The 19,151-nt window shown below is 54.0% G+C and carries 15 protein-coding genes; 10 read left to right on the top strand and 5 right to left on the bottom strand.

What is annotated here, in order from left to right:
- Positions 1 to 113 precede the first annotated feature (113 nt).
- Positions 114 to 1,781: an alpha-amylase family protein gene (locus JAO29_RS05940; RefSeq protein WP_334267274.1), complete on the bottom strand. Its 1,668-nt coding sequence runs from the start codon at positions 1,779 to 1,781 to the stop codon at positions 114 to 116.
- A gap of 284 nt (positions 1,782 to 2,065) precedes the next feature.
- Complete coding sequence (locus JAO29_RS05935; protein ID WP_334267273.1) at positions 2,066 to 3,022, bottom strand: 3-keto-disaccharide hydrolase; 957 nt, start codon at positions 3,020 to 3,022, stop codon at positions 2,066 to 2,068.
- A gap of 673 nt (positions 3,023 to 3,695) precedes the next feature.
- Between JAO29_RS05935 and JAO29_RS05930 the strand changes: the two genes are divergently transcribed.
- The 3 genes from JAO29_RS05930 (at position 3,696) to JAO29_RS05920 (ending at position 7,254) form a co-directional block, all read left to right on the top strand.
- Positions 3,696 to 4,736, top strand: a complete 1,041-nt coding sequence (locus tag JAO29_RS05930; protein ID WP_334267272.1) for a glycosyltransferase — start codon at positions 3,696 to 3,698, stop codon at positions 4,734 to 4,736.
- Entirely contained in the window at positions 4,729 to 5,919 is a 1,191-nt protein-coding gene (gene glf / locus JAO29_RS05925; RefSeq protein ID WP_334267271.1) for a UDP-galactopyranose mutase, read from the top strand. Before JAO29_RS05930 ends, glf begins: the two co-directional genes overlap by 8 nt.
- A 126-nt stretch (positions 5,920 to 6,045) precedes the next feature.
- On the top strand, positions 6,046 to 7,254 hold the full coding sequence (locus JAO29_RS05920; protein WP_334267270.1) for a glycoside hydrolase: 1,209 nt from the start codon (positions 6,046 to 6,048) through the stop codon (positions 7,252 to 7,254).
- A 13-nt stretch (positions 7,255 to 7,267) separates the two neighbouring features.
- Here JAO29_RS05920 and JAO29_RS05915 read toward each other — a convergent pair whose 3' ends face one another.
- Positions 7,268 to 9,088: a glycoside hydrolase family 2 protein gene (locus JAO29_RS05915; protein WP_334267269.1), complete on the bottom strand. Its 1,821-nt coding sequence runs from the start codon at positions 9,086 to 9,088 to the stop codon at positions 7,268 to 7,270.
- 604 nt (positions 9,089 to 9,692) lie between these two features.
- On the opposite strand from JAO29_RS05915, the gene glgX reads away from it, so the two are divergent.
- A complete protein-coding gene (glgX, locus tag JAO29_RS05910) occupies positions 9,693 to 11,834 on the top strand; it encodes a glycogen debranching protein GlgX (RefSeq protein ID WP_334267268.1) in 2,142 nt (713 codons plus the stop codon).
- Positions 11,835 to 11,878: 44 nt separating this feature from the next.
- Here glgX and JAO29_RS05905 read toward each other — a convergent pair whose 3' ends face one another.
- Together JAO29_RS05905 and JAO29_RS05900 are read right to left on the bottom strand one after the other, a co-directional pair.
- Complete coding sequence (locus JAO29_RS05905; RefSeq protein ID WP_334267267.1) at positions 11,879 to 13,837, bottom strand: PP2C family protein-serine/threonine phosphatase; 1,959 nt, start codon at positions 13,835 to 13,837, stop codon at positions 11,879 to 11,881.
- Positions 13,838 to 14,188: 351 nt separating this feature from the next.
- On the bottom strand, positions 14,189 to 14,773 hold the full coding sequence (locus tag JAO29_RS05900; protein ID WP_334267266.1) for a PEP-CTERM sorting domain-containing protein: 585 nt from the start codon (positions 14,771 to 14,773) through the stop codon (positions 14,189 to 14,191).
- Between the two features lie 562 nt (positions 14,774 to 15,335).
- Here JAO29_RS05900 and JAO29_RS05895 point away from each other — a divergent pair.
- The 6 genes from JAO29_RS05895 to JAO29_RS05870 all read left to right on the top strand — a co-directional run bounded on the left by JAO29_RS05895 (position 15,336) and on the right by JAO29_RS05870 (position 19,147).
- Positions 15,336 to 16,502 (top strand): PP2C family protein-serine/threonine phosphatase, encoded by a 1,167-nt coding sequence (locus tag JAO29_RS05895; protein ID WP_334267265.1) that lies wholly within the window; start codon positions 15,336 to 15,338, stop codon positions 16,500 to 16,502.
- Positions 16,503 to 16,582: 80 nt separating this feature from the next.
- Positions 16,583 to 16,978, top strand: coding sequence for an ATP-binding protein (locus JAO29_RS05890; protein ID WP_442886322.1), 396 nt, complete (start codon positions 16,583 to 16,585; stop codon positions 16,976 to 16,978).
- 1 nt (position 16,979) lies between these two features.
- Positions 16,980 to 17,342: an STAS domain-containing protein gene (locus tag JAO29_RS05885; RefSeq protein ID WP_334267263.1), complete on the top strand. Its 363-nt coding sequence runs from the start codon at positions 16,980 to 16,982 to the stop codon at positions 17,340 to 17,342.
- A 480-nt stretch (positions 17,343 to 17,822) separates the two neighbouring features.
- Positions 17,823 to 18,083: a hypothetical protein gene (locus JAO29_RS05880; RefSeq protein WP_334267262.1), complete on the top strand. Its 261-nt coding sequence runs from the start codon at positions 17,823 to 17,825 to the stop codon at positions 18,081 to 18,083.
- Between the two features lie 54 nt (positions 18,084 to 18,137).
- Positions 18,138 to 18,665, top strand: a complete 528-nt coding sequence (locus tag JAO29_RS05875) for a hypothetical protein (protein WP_334267261.1) — start codon at positions 18,138 to 18,140, stop codon at positions 18,663 to 18,665.
- 182 nt (positions 18,666 to 18,847) lie between these two features.
- On the top strand, positions 18,848 to 19,147 hold the full coding sequence (locus JAO29_RS05870) for a hypothetical protein (RefSeq protein ID WP_334267260.1): 300 nt from the start codon (positions 18,848 to 18,850) through the stop codon (positions 19,145 to 19,147).
- The last annotated feature ends 4 nt before the right edge of the window (positions 19,148 to 19,151 follow it).

Raw genomic sequence — 19,151 nt, 5'->3', positions numbered from 1 at the left:
GCAGCGGCGCAATCGCCTTCATCGGGTGGATTGGTTAAATCTGACAGACGCAGGAAGAAGCACGAAGGTCGAATTAATCCTGGAGTTTTCTCTAACGGTTTTGTCCGAACTTTCTATACGTCGGAACGGTGCAGAAGATAGTCCAGGCTGCCGATTCGAAACCAGCGGTATCCATAGGGTTCAAGCACAATGCAATGGCCTCCGCTATCCTCTGGATGACTGTGATCATTGGAGAGCAGATTAATCAGTTCCTCTGGCTTGTCGGCGCGTTTTGAGGTCAGGCGAAAACGGACCTCGCGCGGTTCAGGCATCAGGTTGTGAAGGAAGAGCACGGAGTTGTCGCGCCAGGCGTATTTCATGGCCAGCACGCCAGATGTGCGGAGGGTCACGAAGGAAAAGTCGCCCCACCCAATTTCTGGAACCTCTTTGCGCATGCGAATGATCCGCTCCATCCAATTGAGCAACGAGTCAGGATCTCTGCGCTGCGCTGCAACATTGACTTGTTGAAACCCATAGGCGCCGTCTGCGATCACTGGCATAACCGGTTTTGCGTGTGTCGTAAAACCTGCATTCGGTTCCGTCGACCACTGCATCAGAGTGCGCGCGCAATTACGCTCCGGCAAGCGCAGGTCGTCCCCCATCCCAATCTCATCCCCGTACCGGAGGACCGGTGTGCCCGGCAGAGTCATCATAAGACTGTAAGCCAGTTCGAGTCGCCGACGATCACCGTGGAGCATAGGCGCTAGCCGCCGCCTGATGCCGCGGCCATACAACTGCATCGACTTCTCCGGACCGAACTCTGCAAACACCGTCTTTCGTTGGTTCTCTGTGAGCCGTCCCAGGTCGAGTTCATCATGATTTCTTAGAAACTGTCCCCATTGCGCGGTCGCCGGGCGAGGCTTCGTAGTACTGAGTGCTTTGATCAGTGGCTGCGTGTCGCCACTGGCCATCGCGTAGAAGAGATGCTGGTTCACCTCGAAGTTGAACATCATTTGCAAGCGTTCACCGAATTGACCGAAATACTTAAGATCGTTCTTCGGTACGATGTTCGCTTCACCGAGGATGATTGCCCCATTCTTCCTCCAGGTGAGAAACTCAGAGAACGATCGCAGCATATCGTAGTACTCGACCGAGTGCGTCTGGCTCGCTCCCTTCTTCGCAATCACAAAAGGAACGGCATCCATGCGGAAGCCATCCACGCCCAGTTGCAACCAAAAGCCCATGATTTTGAGGATCTCGGCCTGAACCTCCGGATGCGCTGTATTCAGATCGGGCTGGAAATCGTAGAAGCGGTGGAAATAGTAAGAGCGCGCATTCTTTTCCCACGTCCAGGTCGACTTCTGCACGCCCGGAAAGACCACGCCGGAATCTGCATTCTTAGGCTTCTTCGCCGACCACACGTACCAATCTCTGAATTGCGATTTGGGATTGCGACAGGCCTCGCGAAACCATGGGTGTTCGTTGGAGGTGTGATTGACGACTAGATCGATCAGCACGCGGATGCCGCGTTGTCTGCACCCCTGGGTAAACTCAACGAAGTCGCCGAGCGTTCCATATCGCGGGTCGACGTTGTAATAGTCGGTGATGTCGTACCCATCATCGCGCCAGGGCGAAGGTTGGAAGGGCATCAGCCAGACAGCGGTGATCCCCATCCCATGCAGAAAATCGAGCCGCCGCCCCAAGCCCTTAAAGTCGCCGACCCCATCGCCATTCGCATCCATATAGGTGGCGACGGAAAGGCAATATATAACCGCGTTTTTGTACCAGAGATCGTTGATCATGTGTTGGCTCTTTTGCAATCGTGAGTGAACTGCAGATGCTGAAGGATTGGATGCGCCGAATTAGAGCGTTGAAAGAGCAGTGATCTACGAGATCTATCTGAGGTCATTCCTAGGCAGCAACGGCGGCGGTGTCGAAGATCTCAGCGGCATTCCGGATCGTCTACATGCGGCACTGAACATGTGCGTGATATGGATTGCTCTTCGATTAGGAGAAATAGATCCTATTTTAGGCGTGATAGCCGAATTTGAGATGCTGCTCGCGGAGGACCTCGAGAGACAGACCCTTACTTTTCCGGAACCGAGATGGTGATGTTGCGGTAAGCGATGATGCCGTGATGATCCCCCTGTAAATAGAACGGTCCCGGCTCGGCCTCATTGCTGTCAAGGGCACCTCCCGTTGGGCCAGGAAGCTCGACGTTGTTGTGGTACATCTTGCCATCTCGCAAAACTGTCACATGTCTGCCAACTAGGGTGACGTCGAAGGTCGTCCACTTTCCAAGACCAGGTTTTGACCCCTCCGGCGGTGGATACCAGCTGTAAATCGCGCCCATCTCATGCGACGGGAGCTTTCCGCCTTCGGTGCCCACCTGTAACTCATAGCGACCGCGTAGATAGATGCCGCTGTTGCCACCTTCCGGGCAGTTCACTTCGATATGCAGCTTGAAATCCTGGAACTTTTCCGTAGTCATGATGTTGGCAGCCCCGTGGGTTCTCTGACCGGGTACTTCGGGATTGTCATTCACCAACTCGCCGTTACGAGCCACCCATCTGTTGTTCTCGACGTTTCCGATCGGCTCCCAACCATTAAGGTCTTTGCCGTCGAAGATGGGCCTGGGCTTGCTCCACTTCTTCGGCATCGGTCGATCAAGCGAAGGCGCCTTCACGCCAGCGAGCATTGGACCGGCCTCGTCGCCGTGTTTTTCAATGCCGGAAAGCTTGCCTGCGGCGGGAGATGTGAGCTCCCAGCTAATCTCCGAGCCGGGGGTACTAGGGCGGCCTTCCCCGACATCCAGAATCAGTTTGTCTGACGCCAGGTGGGCACCCATGATTGCATGCCATGCGCCGCCCCTGGGCTGAACGCGGCCTTCAATCTTGCCTCCATTCTCCGTGAGCTCCATCCATTGCGGGTAAGGTTTACCTGTGGCGGGGGTAACGGTCATGTCCCAACGGCCGAGGAACTTTTTCGCATCTTGCGCGGCGACGGTCGAGGTTATCGCGGTCGCCAAGATAACTGCGAACATAATCTTCGTTTTCACGGGTTTGAGTGTACCGTGTTTTGGCTGGGGCATGTCACCTACTATCTTCGGGACCCTTAGATGATGGGGTTCCTTTTGTCTCGGATCCGGGATGGCAATGGAACTCTGGCTTATCCTTCGTAGCATTGTTCCCCGGCAGGTAGTCGTTCTGACCGTGTGGTGATTGATATTGTCGCAGCATTCTGGCTGACTCGATCCCTCGCCAGCTTTTCTTCGGTGTCAAGGGTACTCGATGCATTCTCTTTTCATATCTGCCCCGATGATTCGTGCACTCGAAAGTAGAACGAGAATCAAGCGGCGGGCCGCGAGGGATGATTGCACCACCACAATCAGGTCCTGCAACCATTCCCAAGAGGCTATCGAAGATCACGACGTTCTTGTTCCCGGCCGAGCCAGACTGTTCACCCCGAAGTTGATGAGCACGCAGGCTCGTAGCCAGTTGTTAGCGGTAACCAACAATTAGCCGATCTGGAGCCGGTTGACGCAGCAGCCGAAATTCGCATCGAACTGATTGGACGTAACGCAAAGAAGGAATGGGTAGTCGGCCTTGGTGATTGTTTGTTTTTGCCATCTTCGCTGGAACTTTGTCTACCAACGGCCACAACATTTGTTGGCTCGCTTTGCACGACACGGGACAGTTCATCTATGGGAGGAACCCGTGTTTGAATCGCGAGAGAAACCAGAACTGAGTGTGACACAGACTGCTGAAGGCGTGCGGGTGCTCACACCGACCCTGCCTTCTGGGCTCACCGAAGAGCAGGGTATTGAGGCCCAGCGTATGCTCCTCGACACATATCTCGCGACCTATAATGTGCAGGATTTTGTTGCCTGGTACTACACGCCGATGGCGCTTCGATTCTCTGACCACCTCTCTCCGTCAAAGGTGGTATACGACTGCATGGACGAGCTGTCGGCGTTCCAGGGTGCTCCTCCCGCATTGATAAATCAGGAGCGGAGACTGTTCGAGCGCTCCGACGTAGTGTTTGTCGGGGGAGCCAGTCTCTACGCATCCAAGAGAACGCAGCACTCGAATGCTCATCTCTTTCCAAGCAGCATAGACTATGCTCACTTCGCAGCCGCACGCGCGAACCCTCAGGATCCTGCTGACCAGACTGACATTCCGCACCCGCGTATCGGTTTCTACGGTGTACTGGACGAGCGCCTGGATCGTAACCTGCTAAAGGAGATTGCTTCGCTTCGTCCGGAGTGGCACTTCATCCTGATCGGTCCTATTGTGAAGATCAGCGAGGCAGACCTTCCCCGCGGCGACAATCTGCATTATCTCGGTCAAAAAAGCTATCGGGAGCTGCCTGCTTATCTCGGCAACTGGGACGTGGCCATGCTGCCGTTCGCGCGCAACTCCTCGACGCAATTTATCAGTCCCACCAAGACTCCTGAGTATCTTGCAGGTGCCAGACCTGTCGTATCCACACCTATCACGGATGTCGTCAAGCCATACGGCGAGATGCACCTGGTCCACATCGGTGCGACCGTGGAAGAATTTGCGAGCGCAATCGAACAGGCCTTGCAAAAGAGGGATGAGACCTGGTTGACACAAGTGGATGAGTTCCTTGCTGAAACTTCATGGGATAAAACATTCGAATCCATGTGGAAAGAGATTCAGCGATGCAAATCGCCGGGTCCGGCAAGTTCCGCAACAAAGCAGTACATCACAGAAGGAGCCGGGACCGATGTTTGATTACTTAGTTGTGGGTGCAGGTTTTGCCGGAAGTGTTCTCGCTGAGCGGCTAGCCACGCTGCACGATGCAAGCGTACTGATTATAGACAAGCGTAACCATATTGCTGGAAATGCATACGATTACTACGATGATGCAGGCATTCTCGTACACAAGTACGGCCCGCACATCTTCCATACCAATTCTGAGAAGGTATTTCAATATCTCTCGAAGTTCACCACCTGGCGCCCGTATGAGCATCGCGTGCTCACCAGTGTGGATGGCCAGTTGGTTCCAATGCCGATCAATGCCAACACTTTGAACAAGCTTTACGGCCTGAACCTCACCTGTCATGAGGTGGAGGATTACCTGGCGAAGGTTGCAGAACCGCGCGATCAGATTCGAACGTCGGAAGATGTTGTCGTCAACAGGGTAGGCAGAGACCTCTATCAGAAGTTCTTCCGCAACTATACGCGGAAGCAGTGGGATCTGGATCCTTCGGAGCTAGACGCAAGCGTAACGGCTCGTGTGCCTGTACGCACGACACGCGACGATCGTTACTTCACCGATCACTTCCAGGCGATGCCGCTGCATGGGTATACCAGGATGTTCGAAAAAATGCTTGCTCATCCGAATATCAAGCTGATGCTTAACACCGACTACGCGGAACTGAAAGATGAGGTTCAGTTCCGCAATCTGATCTTCACAGGCCCGGTGGACGAGTACTTCGATTACTGCTATGGCAAGTTGCCGTACCGCTCGTTGCACTTCGAGCACCAGACGCACGACAAACCGCGCTATCAAGAGGCTGCGGTGGTCAACTATCCCAACGAGCACCCTTATACGCGGGTTACAGAGTTTAAGTACCTCACCGGCCAGGAGCACCCAAAGACCAGCGTTGTCTTTGAGCACCCACGGGCGGAGGGGGATCCGTACTACCCTATTCCGCAGCCGCAGAATTCTGAACTGTATGCCAAGTACAAGGCATTGGCCGAGGCCCTTCCTCACGTGCACTTTGTAGGACGCCTAGGAACATACAAGTACTACAACATGGACCAGGTGGTAGCGCAGGCGCTGACTCTTGCAGAGAAGCTGGGCATACAGCGTGGCTCTCAGCAAACTTCCAAGGTTCCCGTCCGATCGACAATCATCGTGGGTATTGAGGAGAAGACCGATACTCCTAAAAAGGACAGCGAAGCTGCATAGCCTATGATCTCTGACAACGGAAGCGAACGACCCTCCATGCTTGCGTCGTCCGAATGTCAACAAATTGAGATTTGGGGCGGCGTCGAGTGCACATACAACCGCGTCGGGGAGGGCTACTTTGATCAGATGGAACTCTGCGGACACGCCAGCCGGTCGAGTGACTACGAACGATTCGCGGAGCTCGGGCTGAAAACGTTACGACTCGGCATGCTGTGGGAACGGCACGAGTGTGACCCTTCATGGCGCTGGTCGGATGAACGGCTCCGCCAGCTGAATGAGCTTCGCATACAGCCCATCGTCGGCCTGGTTCACCATGGTAGTGGACCGCGGCACACCAACCTACACGACCCCGCATTCGCAGAAAAACTAGCGTCCTATGCGGGGGAGTTTGCGGAGCGCTATCCGTGGATTGGTTCTTACACTCCTATCAATGAGCCTCACACGACGGCTCGTTTCAGTGGAATGTACGGGATCTGGTACCCGCATCGTATGTCGAGACGTGTTTATCTTCGTGCGTTGCTGAACCAACTGAAAGGTATCGTGCTTTCGATGCACGCCATTCGAAGAGTGCGTCCTGATGCGCGCTTGATCCAGACAGAGGATGTGGGAAATATCTCCGGAACCGAGGAACTCCGGTCGACATGGGAGTTTCTGAACCTTAGGCAATGGCTTTCATACGATCTGCTGTTCGGTCGCGTTGACTGCCAGCACCCGATGTTTGCTTATATGCGAGCCGAAGGGATCACAGAAGCAGAGATTTACTGGTTTCAAGAGCATGCATGTCCGCCGAGCATCTTAGGTATCAATTACTACGTAACAAGCGATCGTTTTCTAGATCATCGCCTGGAGATGTACCCGGAAAACCGCAGATCGGCCGAGGGCCCATTCGTTGACGTAGAAGCCGTGCGTGTTCACCCGGATGGAATCGCAGGTGTGGACTCGTTACTGAGCGAAGCCTGGGAGCGTTATCGTATCCCAGTGGCGATCACAGAGGTGCACCTTGGCTGCACTGTGGATGAACAAATTCGGTGGCTGGCGGAGTCTTGGGAGAGGACGATGTGGGCCCGCAGCAAAGGCGTAGAGTGCGTCGCCCTGACAGTGTGGGCCCTGCTGGGCTCTTTCTACTGGAACGAACTGGTGACTCGCGAAAATGGCCATTACGAGCCAGCCGTCTTCGATGTTCGGAGCGGCTCGCCCGAGCCGACCGAACTGGCGCACGTAGTGGCGCAGATTGCCGCGGGAAAGCGACCACACCACGCGGCACTCACGCATGCCGGATGGTGGCGACACCAGAGCCGGATCTGCCTCCCAGGTGCGGAAGAGATCGCGGCCTGAAGATTGTGAGTCCTCACCGCTGTTGCATCAGGTATTCACGCCAGACGGTCTCTACAAGCGGATTGTGGTCCGGCAGTGCTCCCGTCGTGGCTTTTGCGATTGCTTCAAACGGGGCCTTCGGTGTGCGATCCGCGTACAGCAGACCGTTGGCTTCCTGGTATGTGTCGGTGAACTGCGTGTAACAGAATCCCGCCAGAGCCGGCAGATTTCGAACGGTTTCCAGCAGGGCGCTGTAGCGCCTCACCAGTTCGTCTGAAGTATTCGTTCGCGAATAACCCCAGATGCCGTCTTCTTTGCCCAGCGCGATGCCTCCGAACTCCGTAAGCACAATAGGGTGCTTCCATGCCTTATCTTCGCCGACGAAGAGCATGCGGCCACCCGGGCGTTCACGCTTGAAGAGGTGCGCTTCGATATCGTGAATGCCATATCGTTTACCGATGCGCTCTGGCTGGTCGTCGTAGTCGTGGATCCCAATGATATCTGTCGCCACGCTCTCCCATCCATCATTGCCGATTACAGGTCGACTGAAGTCGAGAGTCTTCGTCAGATGGTATAGGGCCTGCACATAGTGCCGCTGTGTGGGACTATCCGGCAGGTCCGGAACTCCCCATGATTCATTGAATGGCACCCACGCAATGATGCATGGGTGACTACGGTCACGACGTATCACTTGAGTCCACTCAGAGGTAAGCCGCTCGATGGAGGAAGTAGTGTACCGATACGCGCTGGGCATCTCCTCCCACACGAGCAGGCCCATGCGATCCGCCCAATAGAGATAACGTTGACACTCGATCTTCTGATGCTTTCGTACACCATTGAACCCTAAAACCTTCGCCAGGAGTACGTCATGGACAAGGGCCTGGTCGCTTGGAGCTGTGGATCCTGTCTCTGGCCAATAGCCCTGATCAAGAACCAGCCTTAGGATGAGAGGTCTTCCATTCAGGATGAACTTATCTGCCTGGACGCCAACAGAACGGAGCGCGGTATAGCTTTCGACTGTATCAAGCACTGTGCCGTCTTCGTCGCGAAGCTCAAGGAAGGCGTCAATGAGCGTGGGCGAGCTGGGGCTCCAGAGCAGGTCGTTGCGATAGTCATCGATACCGGGGTCAGACAGTGCAATCGAGCGGTGCACCTCGCCCGCGATCACTTGATAGGTGTCGGTCGCAAGAACGATGTGCTCGCGCATCAGTTTGAGCGCCAGTGTCAGATTTTGGCCAACCGGAGCCTCGATCTTTGCATGGAGTCCAATTTCCCAGCGTGCGAGGTCCGAGCTCCACCAGATCCTATCGATCCGAACAGCCGAGACTCGCTCCATCCAAACCGTCTGCCAGATGCCGGTTGTTCGCGGGTACCAGATCGAATGCGGGCGCAGTCTCCAGTCCTGCTTCCCTCTGGGCTTGGCCAAATCGGCTGGATCGTCCTCGGCACGAACGATAATCTCCTGCGATCTACCCGGATCGGTAAGGGCGCTCGTGATGTCCGCGCTAAAAGGTGTGTATCCACCCTGATGTTCAGCCACCTTCGTACCGTTTACCCACACGCTCGCTTTGTAATCCACCGCCTCGAAGTGCAGCAGCAACCGCTCCCCAGGTTGGAGAGGGTTAATCAGGAAACCGCGGCGATACCAGACGACGGAATAGAATCCCGGATGATCGATGCCACTGGCCTTCGTCTCTGGGCTGAACGGCACAATGATCTCGCGATCCCATTGGATCCCATCAGGCTCGTCCTGAAGACCTTGGGCATCGATGTGAAAGTCCCATGGTCCGTTTAAGGAGTACCAGAGCTTTCTGCGAAATTGCGGACGAGGGTGTTCCTCGGTGCTCTCAGTCAAGATATTCGAAATTTCTTCGCGCAAATGGCTGCTCCCGGATCGGGTTTAATTCTAAGACCACTGTTCTTTGGATGCATGAGAGAGGAGTAGCATCCGATTGCCAGATGACTAAGCTTGTCCGCTAGAACGATTTGACTCTAAATACGCGATGCCATTTGAGAGGTTCTTGGGAACGATCAGGTGAACCCGAAGGAGATCCTTAAGCCTGAGGGATCGTGGTCTCAGTACGCCGCGCAAAAAACGAGCTCACATGCTATTGAGGCAAACGTCCTAACTATGTCTACGATTTCAATCTCAGGGGCCAAACCATTTCTGAGTATGAGCTCTCCGAATTGATCTTCTCTCGGTTGCCGTACTGGAATGGCGGTTCTCCAGAGAAGATTACTCTGCCGACGCAAAGCTTTCTCGCGCGAATTCGGGGCTCTCACTCTCTGGCTGAACTGGGCAAGCTACGGTATCGTGAAATTTGAAATGCGCCTCTTAGACAAGAGACGTTTCGGTCTACTGCGAACATTTTATCTCCGCTCCGTCGGTGCCAAATTGCTTGAGTTGACGATATGTTATGCCCAATTCGTGCATCAAAGGGGTTGAGGACACACTTGCAATGCGGTATGAATTGGAAGAAGGAACTTCTACTAAGCGTGGTGCTCAGTGGGATGGCAGTGGGGTTAACTTTGCACTCTTCTCAGCCAACGCTACGAAGGTGGAGCTCTGTCTTTTCTCCGAAGATGGAAAAGAGGAGCTCGAACGCATTACTCTTCCTGAGCACACGAACGATATATGGCACGGTTATCTGCGTGGGGTTGGTCCAGGACAACGATATGGATTTCGCGTTCACGGACCGTATGAACCTGAGAAGGGGCACCGTTTCAATCCGAACAAACTTCTCCTGGATCCGTATGCGTATGCCCACATCGGAAGTGTGATTTGGGATCCAGCTATCTTCGGCTACGAGATGGAATCAATGGACGACCTCACGTTTGATGAGAGGGATTCCGCTCCGTTCGTTCCCAAATGTATAGTCGTCGATCCCAATTTCGACTTTTCCGGAGAACGCGGGCGCAAGAATATTCGTTGGGAAGAAACCATATTTTACGAGGCCCACGTTAAGGGCTTTACGAAGAGGAAGCCTGACGTAGAAGAGCATCTCCGTGGGACCTATGCCGGATTCGCTCAGCAGTCGGTCATCGATTATATCAAATCGCTCGGTGTGACATCGATTGAATTTCTTCCGATTCACACGTTTGTGGATGACAACTACCTGCTCGAGAAAGGCCTTGTCAACTACTGGGGCTACAACAGTATTGGGTTCTTTGCACCTGACCCCAGATACGCCGCTGACCGTACAAACACGCTAAAAGAATTTAAGGAGTTGGTCGCCCGGTATCATGAGGCGGGTCTGGAAATCATACTCGACGTAGTCTATAACCACACGGCTGAGGGAAATGAGAAGGGACCAACGCTTTCTTTCAAAGGTATCGATAATGCGAGCTATTACGCGCTCGTGCCGGATAAACGCCGCTACTATATCAATGAGACCGGAACAGGAAACACCCTCAATGTCAGCCACCCGCGGGTACTACAACTGGTTATGGATTCTCTTCGCTATTGGGTGAGTGCCACAAGCGTCGACGGCTTCCGCTTTGACTTGGGTACCATTCTTGGGAGAGAGATAGACGGGTTCAATCCTCAAGGCGGTTTTCTGAAGGCTTGTTCTCAGGATCCACTACTTGCTACGGTCAAGCTGATAGCAGAGCCATGGGACTGCGGGCCAGGGGGATACCAGGTAGGCGGTTTTCCTCCCGGATGGGCGGAGTGGAATGACAGATTTCGGGACACTGTTCGGGATTTTTGGCGTGGCCATGCACCTGCCTCAGCCTTGGCGTCCCGACTCGCTGGATCAGGCGATCTCTTCAACCGTGCAGGCCGAAAACCCTGGGCTTCCGTCAACCTTATAGCTGCCCACGATGGTTTCACCACGAACGACATCGTTACTTACAACGAAAAACATAATGAAGCCAACGGCGAGAACAACAACGACGGAATCTCCGAGAACCGCTCGTGGAACTGTGGGGTTGAGGGTCCAACGGACGACCCTGAGATCAACGCTCTGCGGGTTCGTCAGATCAAGAATCTCTTGGCCACGCTGCTGCTTTCGCAGGGGACGCCTTTGCTCGTGGCGGGGGACGAGTTCGGTCGGACACAGCAAGGTAATAACAATGCCTACTGCCAAGACACCGATATTTCATGGCTAAATTGGGACTTGAAGGATCGCGGTAAGCAATTGTTGGCCTTTGTGCAGGAGGTCATTGCATTACGGCACAAGTTTCCCATTCTTCGTCGAGGTCGTTTCTACACAGGCGTCTACAATGAAGCGTTGGGAGTTAAGGACCTTACCTGGATCAACGCTACAGGGCAGGAGATGCAGGAGAGGGACTGGGCTGACTCCACAACTATGTGCTTCGGCATGCTCATGGATGGACGTGCTCAGAAAACTGGAATCCAGAGACCGGGGGATGACGCTACCCTGTTGTTGGTCGTCAACGGATACCATGACCTCGTCGAGTTCACCCTGCCTTCTTCCTATGGTGGAGATGAGTGGGCGTTGCTGATGGACACAAATCTGGAAGTAAACAGGGGTGGTACTCACACCCTCCATAAGTCCGGAGAACAGTATCAGGTAACTGGCCGGTCTGTTCTTCTCTTTGCATTGAAATCAGAGAACGCTCAAGCTGGAAATTACTGACAAGTAAGTGAGAATCATGGATGCAATCCATGCCCGTCGCGGGGTCAGCTGGCGGCAAGTTGCGGTTCTACTTGTACTTGGAGAACCTGGGCCAGATCTCGTCGTACTTCAAGAATGAGGATGTCGTCCTCCTGACCAAAGGTCTGGGCCTCTTCTGCTATCTCTTTCGGAGTGGCCTGGCGAAGCAGGAGCGCGCTAATCCGATCGAAGCCGAACAACGTTCCTTTCCGATCCTGCGCCTCAACGACACCATCCGACATCACGATCAATGAATCGTTTTGTCTCAATTCAAAAGAGATGATGGAGAGCTCTGAGCCCGAAACAATTCCAATTGGTAGCGCGCCTTCCATGCTCATCTCTCGCCCGTTCAAATAAGGTGGGAGATGACCTGCATTCGCCAACCTCACCGAACCCTTGGAGTCGATCCGCATTATCAGGCATGTCGCGCTCGCTTCCTGGTGATCGCAAAGTTGCTTGTTGACCTCATTCAGGATCTCAGCAGGGTCGGAGCTGTGCTGCGCTGCCGCCTGTATGGCTCCAACGATGAGCGCGACAAGCATGCCTGCTTGCAGTCCTTTACCAGTAACATCACCAACGACGACCAGTACGCTATCCGGAGTGTCTGCTGGCAGAACCTGAAAAAAATCGCCACCAACCTCTCGTACCGGACGGTACTCGCTTTGGATCTGTAGCCCCCGGAGGTTCGGCAGTTTTTTGGGGATGAGCAGTTCCTGTATATGGCGCGCCTGCTGAATCTCGATCTTCCACTGCTCTTTCCTTCGTTGGGAGATGACAAACCTTCGCAGCAGCATGACCGTGATCACGAGGAGCGAGAGGATTGTTGATATGGTCCCAAGCGAAAGACTGAAGCCCATGAACGGAAATATCGTTCGAATGTGAATCAAACGTAGCTCGCTCTGATAGTTCGCGATCACCACAAGCACTACGGCAAATGCGGCCATCCAACCTTCTGTCCGTTGATGAACGAATCCGCGATAGGCTACACCGCAGAGCAGCAGTCCCAGTCCCAGCTTGGTCACCAGCAAGAGTGGAATAATAATAGTGGCGAAGTGGATCGGGATCTGCTGGCCATAAAGAGGTGGCCGCAGCATCGCGGTACCCACCATCAGAACCGCGACGAGAGGCCATACCATTTGATGGAGACGTTTTATGCTCCATATGCGAAACCAGTATCCCCAGAACAGGACCCAGAGCCCGATGCGAATAGGTCTGAGGACGATATCGGCTAGAACAACGCCCAGTGTCTGAGGGATGAGCGGAATGAAATTCGCCGCCAACACGATGGAATTTCCCAACAGTGTTACGAGGCAGACGAGGGCAAGCCAAAGATAGCCTTTTTCCTGCCGATCCAAACAGAACAGCGCAACGGCCATCACGAATGCCATGATCAAAATCAGCATCTCCAGAAAGCCGCCGCCAAGATCATGAGCTATATCGTCGTAATCCAATCGAACCAGTGCGCCGATGATGGAGGCATATCCCAGTACGGGAGGTCCGTGAAGGCCGCCGGAATCGGGGCTGTTGAATGGTGTAGCACTGTCCATCCACATGCGAATCGCGATCGTCACTACACCATCACGTATATCTTTCGGCAGGCGAAAGGATTGGGGTAGGCTGCTATAGGCCGCGACCCGATTCCCCGTGAATTTGCCAAACTCTCCAATCTGCGTGCCGTTGACAAATACCTGATAGGCATCGTCGGCGCTCGCCGGCATCTTCAGTGCAAGCCTGCGATCTGCTCCGTTGATATTCACCTTTAATCGGTACCAGGCGAAGCCCGTGTGTCTTGGGTATCCGCGCGCTGTCCACCCCGGAACGTACCCGCTGATGCCAAGGCTGGTATCAGCAGAACCTTCTGGAGGCGACAGGTCAAGCGTGCCCCAGGCAGAGTCATCGAAATCCGTCTTTGACCATTGAGGATCGTCGCCCGGTTGAAATTTCCATGGTCCTGCGAGTTCTGCCGACGATTCGCCAAGATTCACTTGGACGAGCTGCGTGCCGGGCTCAGCTTTATTCGCTATGGTGTTTTGCGCCTGGAGCGAAACGCATGACAAGAGTGGTAAGAGACACGCCAGGAGAATTCGTGAGGCAGATGGCATAGAGGCGCTTTCTACGAGTTCACTTCGCGGATCCGAACAAATATACGCCATACGGCTTGTGCACTGTCCGCAAGCCGACGCCTTGAGAAAAGCAGCCTAGCCTGCTCCAGCACCAAGCACCCGGGAACCCTCCCGATCGTGCTCGAAGGTGAAGCGAACCAGTGATGCAGTTCCGTCTCTCTTAAGGGAGACGGCGTTCTAGAGGGGATCGCGAACTGTAGAGCCTGTCTGTAGCTAAGAAAGACGACGTCTTCTCAAGAAGGAACCGGCGAACGCAATACCCGTGGACAAAAGCCAGATCGATTCTGGTTCAGTGACTGTGGAAGAGGTCGTAAAGGATGCTGTTACTTCGGGGAAATCAGACGGATCTACGCCCTGTTCCGCTATGACGAAGTTTTCGTTATTAAGAAGAAGGCCGCCAGTAAAGATCAGGAGATATTGCTCATTGTCCTGAAGATCGCAGGCACCCGCGCCCGGTGCTGCGAATATGTCCTGACCACCACCGTCCAGACTGCATACCGCCGGAGCAGCATCAGAGAGAGCACTATTATTGCTGAAGTTAAGCGTTAGACTCGTCCAGTCCTGGCCCGTGCGATTGACGCCGGAGAAACATCCGTCGTACGTACCCTGCGTACCGGTGGGTAGTTGCCCTACGGCGCACGGTGCGAAGGTGAAGGTGAACGGCGAATCAAAGATTGGGTACGTGGGGAAGCTGGATGGGGGAGGATCGAGTACCACCATGCGAAAGTCGTCAGCCCTGGCGGACGCGGCAACTCCCCAAACCAAAGTGATGGCAAATAGATAGCGCATTATCCGCATTCAGAAATCTCCTTGTAAAACGGGTCCTAGTTGAAACGGCAGTTTTCCCTTAGATGGCAGACACCAAAGAAGAGCCCAGTTGGAAACGGAGTATTACGCAGACTGCTTGCACGTTTTGTGCCGAAATAAAGGTAACCAATTAGCTGTGTTTCGACGGCGCAGATGTTTGATAGTGCAATAAATTGCACTTTGCGAGGCGAAATCACTTCAAAGGTAAGGAGCTCGTCATGATCACGCGATCTGGGAATTTGCGTCCCGGTTGACTTCTCTCTGCTGACAGCGGATCACTCTGAATCCGAACTGCGGTACTGAGCGCGAACGGTAAGGCACCGAAATGACAGTTGCGTAGCCGCCACTTGCAGCCGGTAGGAACCATGTTCGTCCGACATGGTGAGCAGTAAGACGATATTAAAGGGGCCCTCTGATGAAAGCCGATCGACCAATAACCGTCGATCCAATGGACATAGCACCGAAGGAAACTGAGTTAAGTGCTACACGAAAAGATGAAGTTCTTGACTTTCGGCATATACTCGGGGACACGTCTTTAGCCTAGGGAATCAAGATGGAGATAAGCGAAGCACTTCTGGCTCAGCAACAGGTGGTCCGTCTACAAGCCCTGCTGGAGGCCAGCCGGCAAATTCACTCGACTATCGAGCTCGACGAAGTGCTACATATCGCTCTTCAGATTGTCGTTCGTGAACTCGAACTGACTGGAGCATTCTTCTCCACGTGGTCGCAGACTTACGGGGTTATACCAGCTGCCCTACAGGAAGCAGTCGCGTCGGGTCTCCCTCTCTCCGAATTGGATTACTCCCTAGGGACGGCAATGAGCTTCCCTCTTTGCGATAAGGTCGGCGTTCCGTTCACTCAGCTTGTCGTCCTTATCCCCTCCGGACGTACGCTCGATCTCGATGAAGTGGACTTTTTGGAAGCACTATCTGTTCAGGCAGCGGTCGCCATTGAAAATGCACGTTTTCACAAACGCTCGCTGCAATGGCAGCGCGTCGAAAGTGATCTCGCTGCGGCGCGCCAGGTTCAACTCAGCCTCATACCGCAGCAGATGCCGGTGATTCCCGATTATCATTTGGCCGCCCGTTCTGTTACCTGCTACGAGGTAGGGGGAGATTACCTCGACATCGTATCGATGCCTTGTGGAGACGTTATCTTCGTCGTAGGAGATGTTGCTGGCAAGGGTCTCGCCTCGGCGTTGGTTGGGACGTCCTTTCGCTCGGCATTTCGCGCGATGGTCCAGTCAGGACTCAGCCTCTACGAGATCGCCACCCGTATGAATCTTCTTCACTACGGTGAAGGTGTGGAGGCTCAGCGGCGCTATGTTACCGCTATGCTTTTGCGCCTCGATCCTGCCTTGCACACGCTTGAAGTAGTGAATGCAGGGCACAACCCTGCCTTCCTCGCATGCGACGGGGCCGTGCGCACGATCTCTGCTTCAGGTGCGCCGATTGGGATCCTCCCATTTTCAAGCTATGTATCGGAAGAGTTCTCGTTTCGTCCCGGAACAAAGCTTTTAGTCTACACTGACGGCATGACGGAGGTCTTCTGCGGAGACGAAGAATTCGGAGAGTCTCGTCTGTTGAATATGTTTCTTGCCAATTGCGAACTGAGCGCTGAACAGTCCCTGGATTCCTTCTGGAACACGTTGGAGGCATTCTCAGATGCTCGTGAGCAATCCGATGATATGACTGCACTCGTACTGTTCAGAGATCGATAGTGGAGAGAAACCTGATGGACGAGCACAGGAGCAGTATTGAACTCAGGCTACCGTCACGACTCGGGTTCGAAAAAGTCGCTATGGATACTGCCGCGAGCGTCGCTCACTTGATGGGCTTTGGACCCGACAGGATCGAGGATCTTAAGACGGCCATCTCGGAAGCCTGCATCAATGCGATGGAGCATGGCAACAAGCTCGATGAGACTCTGTCGGTCAGTATCATACTTTGCATGGATGCAGACTCCCTGGAGGTCAGAGTTGTCGATACCGGAGACGGTCCCAAAGGCCACACTGCTCGACCTGACATCGACAAGAAGATGCACGAAGAGGAAGCAGCGCGCGGGATGGGGATGTTCTTGATCGAATCTCTGGTCGACGAGGTTGAGTGGATCAGCTCACCCCCATTGGGCAGCTATGCTCGCATGATAATCCGCCTGCATCCGGCAAGCGATTCAACCCAAGCCCAGGAGAGTTGACATGCAAGAGAAACTGACGCAAGTGAAGATGGAAGAGGTAAGATGCGGCGAGATGCCGGTTACCGTGCTTCGCTTCGCGGGCGATATCACAAGTGCATCGCGGACTGCCGTTCTCGGAACCTACGAGGGAATATCTGGTGGCCCGAAGCACATTCTTCTAGACTTCACCGGCGTAGACTACCTCAATTCGAGTGGTATCGCTCTCGTGATTCAGATGTTGATTGCGGCGAATAAGAACGGTCAGGTCATAAGGGCCTTCGGCTTGAAGCCTCACTTCCAGAAAGTCTTCGCGATGGTAGGGATCACGAAATACACGACGATCCATCCCGATGAGGAAACTGCCTGCGCCGCCTATTCGGGTTGAAGAACGAGCTAGGTGGAGATCGGAGGAGCGGCTTTGTAGTGGACCCTTCACTGATCGCTGCCACCCAGTGGCGGTACCCCTAAAAGAGAACCATTGGCGCGCTCCGGGATCTTCTCATTTGTCCGTTCGCCTGCCACTGTGCTTCGCAACAACATTGATCTAGTTCGGGAGCCGCGCGGAGCTGTGACAGGTGCTCCACAGGGAGGGGCTTACACTTATCTCTGCAAGTACCAGGGTCTTGACTTACGAGCTCTTGTTGGGATGTCGATCATGGAGGCTTTTTGGTCCCGTTATCGCTAACTTGATGAAATAGAGGGACATCGTGCATTTCGAAGCCAACGCTTCGAAGGGCGCGTGCATCAGAGTGAAAGACGGCAAGAATCAGGTACAGTTCCTCCTTTCCGGCGAGCCCGGCTTCTCCCACGAACAGGCTTGAACGTTGCTATGACACAAGCAGAAACTTCTGCCAGAGGTTTAGTTATGCATGATTTAAGGTGCCCTAAGATGGACATCCTCGGGAATCGCCTCATCGAGGCCTATCGCAAGCTCAGCGACACTGAGATGTTCGCGGACTCTGCACTGAATGCGGTTCAGGCTGAACTGGATATGATTTCAGCACAGGAGCAGATCGTAGCTCATCGACAGGAATGCTTCCTGTGCCGCACTGCTCAGTGCCGGCAGGAGACTCTGAAAGCATTTGCCATGGATGAACCTATCTGGCACGGAACGATGGCAAGCTAATCAGTTTGCGAAATCCCCTCTTCTAACGGAAAAGAGGATAGACATACGTCAGGGATGCCGAGGATAAAACAGCCAAAGAAACCAGTAGAACCAGCAGCCAGCGTAGAAGAACGTCTGGCTGCAGCGCTCTCTGCAAAATCAGACGGTGGGTCTGATGAACAGACAAATCCGGCATTGCCGAATGTCGGAGACCAGGTGATCCTGCGCAGTTCCGGCACAACTTATCTTGTTACCGCTGCCAGCTCCAATGGTCGTGAGGTAAATCTAAGCCTCCCTGGTACGAATCTCGAGCGATATAGGGTGTCGGTCGATGATCTGGAATTTCTTGGGCAGCAGCCCGCGCCGAGTAAGCCTGCGGAGCCAGAATGGGATCCGGAAGAGGGTGAGGCACACGTCGAAAAAGCGAGACGCTCCTCTCTGGAACAGATGGACGCCGAGTTATCAGAGCTCACCAGATATCTCAAAACCGAAGGCACACCTCATTCCGTTTCCAACAAAGTGAATAAGCTTGGAGACGAGATCAGGGCGCAGTGGCAGGAATTTCTGGATCGATTACCGGATCTTCTGAAAGAGCGGTCTTAAGGTGCCGACTTCTGGGAGGCCAAGGGTCCGAAAGCCAGTGGGTGCAACTCAATGGTTTCAGGCAGAATTGCGGCCAGCGCAGCCCCTCTTGCCCGCTTCCGCATCCAAACTTGCAAGAAGATGAGGTCCGATCGTCGCAGCCCTATCTTCTGGAACGGGATATCTAAGAGCCAGGGAGTGGTATGACAGATACGGAGACCATGCCGTCGTTTCTTTTGAATCTGCGTTTTGACGAAGGGGAGGAGCCGATCGTCGTCTCTTGTTCCATCATTGGCGACACTCTGGGCTTTCGCGGGGTCGTACGCAGATTTAAGAACCCCGAGATGCTGCAAAGCGAGTTGGGATCCGCTGGACTGAGGTCGGAACGGTATGCAGCCGCTTTGGCCGCCTGCGCTGCAGATGCTGGTCAGACGAAATCTTTCCCAATCGAGCTGAACGAAGCTCAGAAGTTATCTGTCATTCAGATCGATTCGACGGAGTAGCCAA

The sequence above is a fragment of the Edaphobacter sp. HDX4 genome (genome assembly GCF_036877565.1).
Taxonomy (GTDB): Bacteria; Acidobacteriota; Terriglobia; order Terriglobales; family Acidobacteriaceae; genus Edaphobacter.
The sequence above is the reverse complement of the archived record's forward strand: the minus strand, read 5'-3'. Positions and strand labels throughout refer to the sequence as shown.

Coding starts and splice junctions, on each gene's coding strand:
- JAO29_RS05935 (WP_334267273.1), bottom strand. CDS start 3,022: ATGTTCGCAGTTATCTTGGCGACCGCGATAACCTCGACCGTCGCCGCG.
- JAO29_RS05920 (WP_334267270.1), top strand. CDS start 6,046: ATGGAACTCTGCGGACACGCCAGCCGGTCGAGTGACTACGAACGATTC.
- JAO29_RS05870 (WP_334267260.1), top strand. CDS start 18,848: ATGACAGATACGGAGACCATGCCGTCGTTTCTTTTGAATCTGCGTTTT.
- glf (WP_334267271.1), top strand. CDS start 4,729: ATGTTTGATTACTTAGTTGTGGGTGCAGGTTTTGCCGGAAGTGTTCTC.
- JAO29_RS05900 (WP_334267266.1), bottom strand. CDS start 14,773: ATGCGGATAATGCGCTATCTATTTGCCATCACTTTGGTTTGGGGAGTT.
- JAO29_RS05875 (WP_334267261.1), top strand. CDS start 18,138: ATGCCGAGGATAAAACAGCCAAAGAAACCAGTAGAACCAGCAGCCAGC.
- glgX (WP_334267268.1), top strand. CDS start 9,693: ATGCGGTATGAATTGGAAGAAGGAACTTCTACTAAGCGTGGTGCTCAG.
- JAO29_RS05895 (WP_334267265.1), top strand. CDS start 15,336: ATGGAGATAAGCGAAGCACTTCTGGCTCAGCAACAGGTGGTCCGTCTA.
- JAO29_RS05880 (WP_334267262.1), top strand. CDS start 17,823: ATGCATGATTTAAGGTGCCCTAAGATGGACATCCTCGGGAATCGCCTC.
- JAO29_RS05885 (WP_334267263.1), top strand. CDS start 16,980: ATGCAAGAGAAACTGACGCAAGTGAAGATGGAAGAGGTAAGATGCGGC.
- JAO29_RS05940 (WP_334267274.1), bottom strand. CDS start 1,781: ATGATCAACGATCTCTGGTACAAAAACGCGGTTATATATTGCCTTTCC.
- JAO29_RS05890 (WP_442886322.1), top strand. CDS start 16,583: ATGGATACTGCCGCGAGCGTCGCTCACTTGATGGGCTTTGGACCCGAC.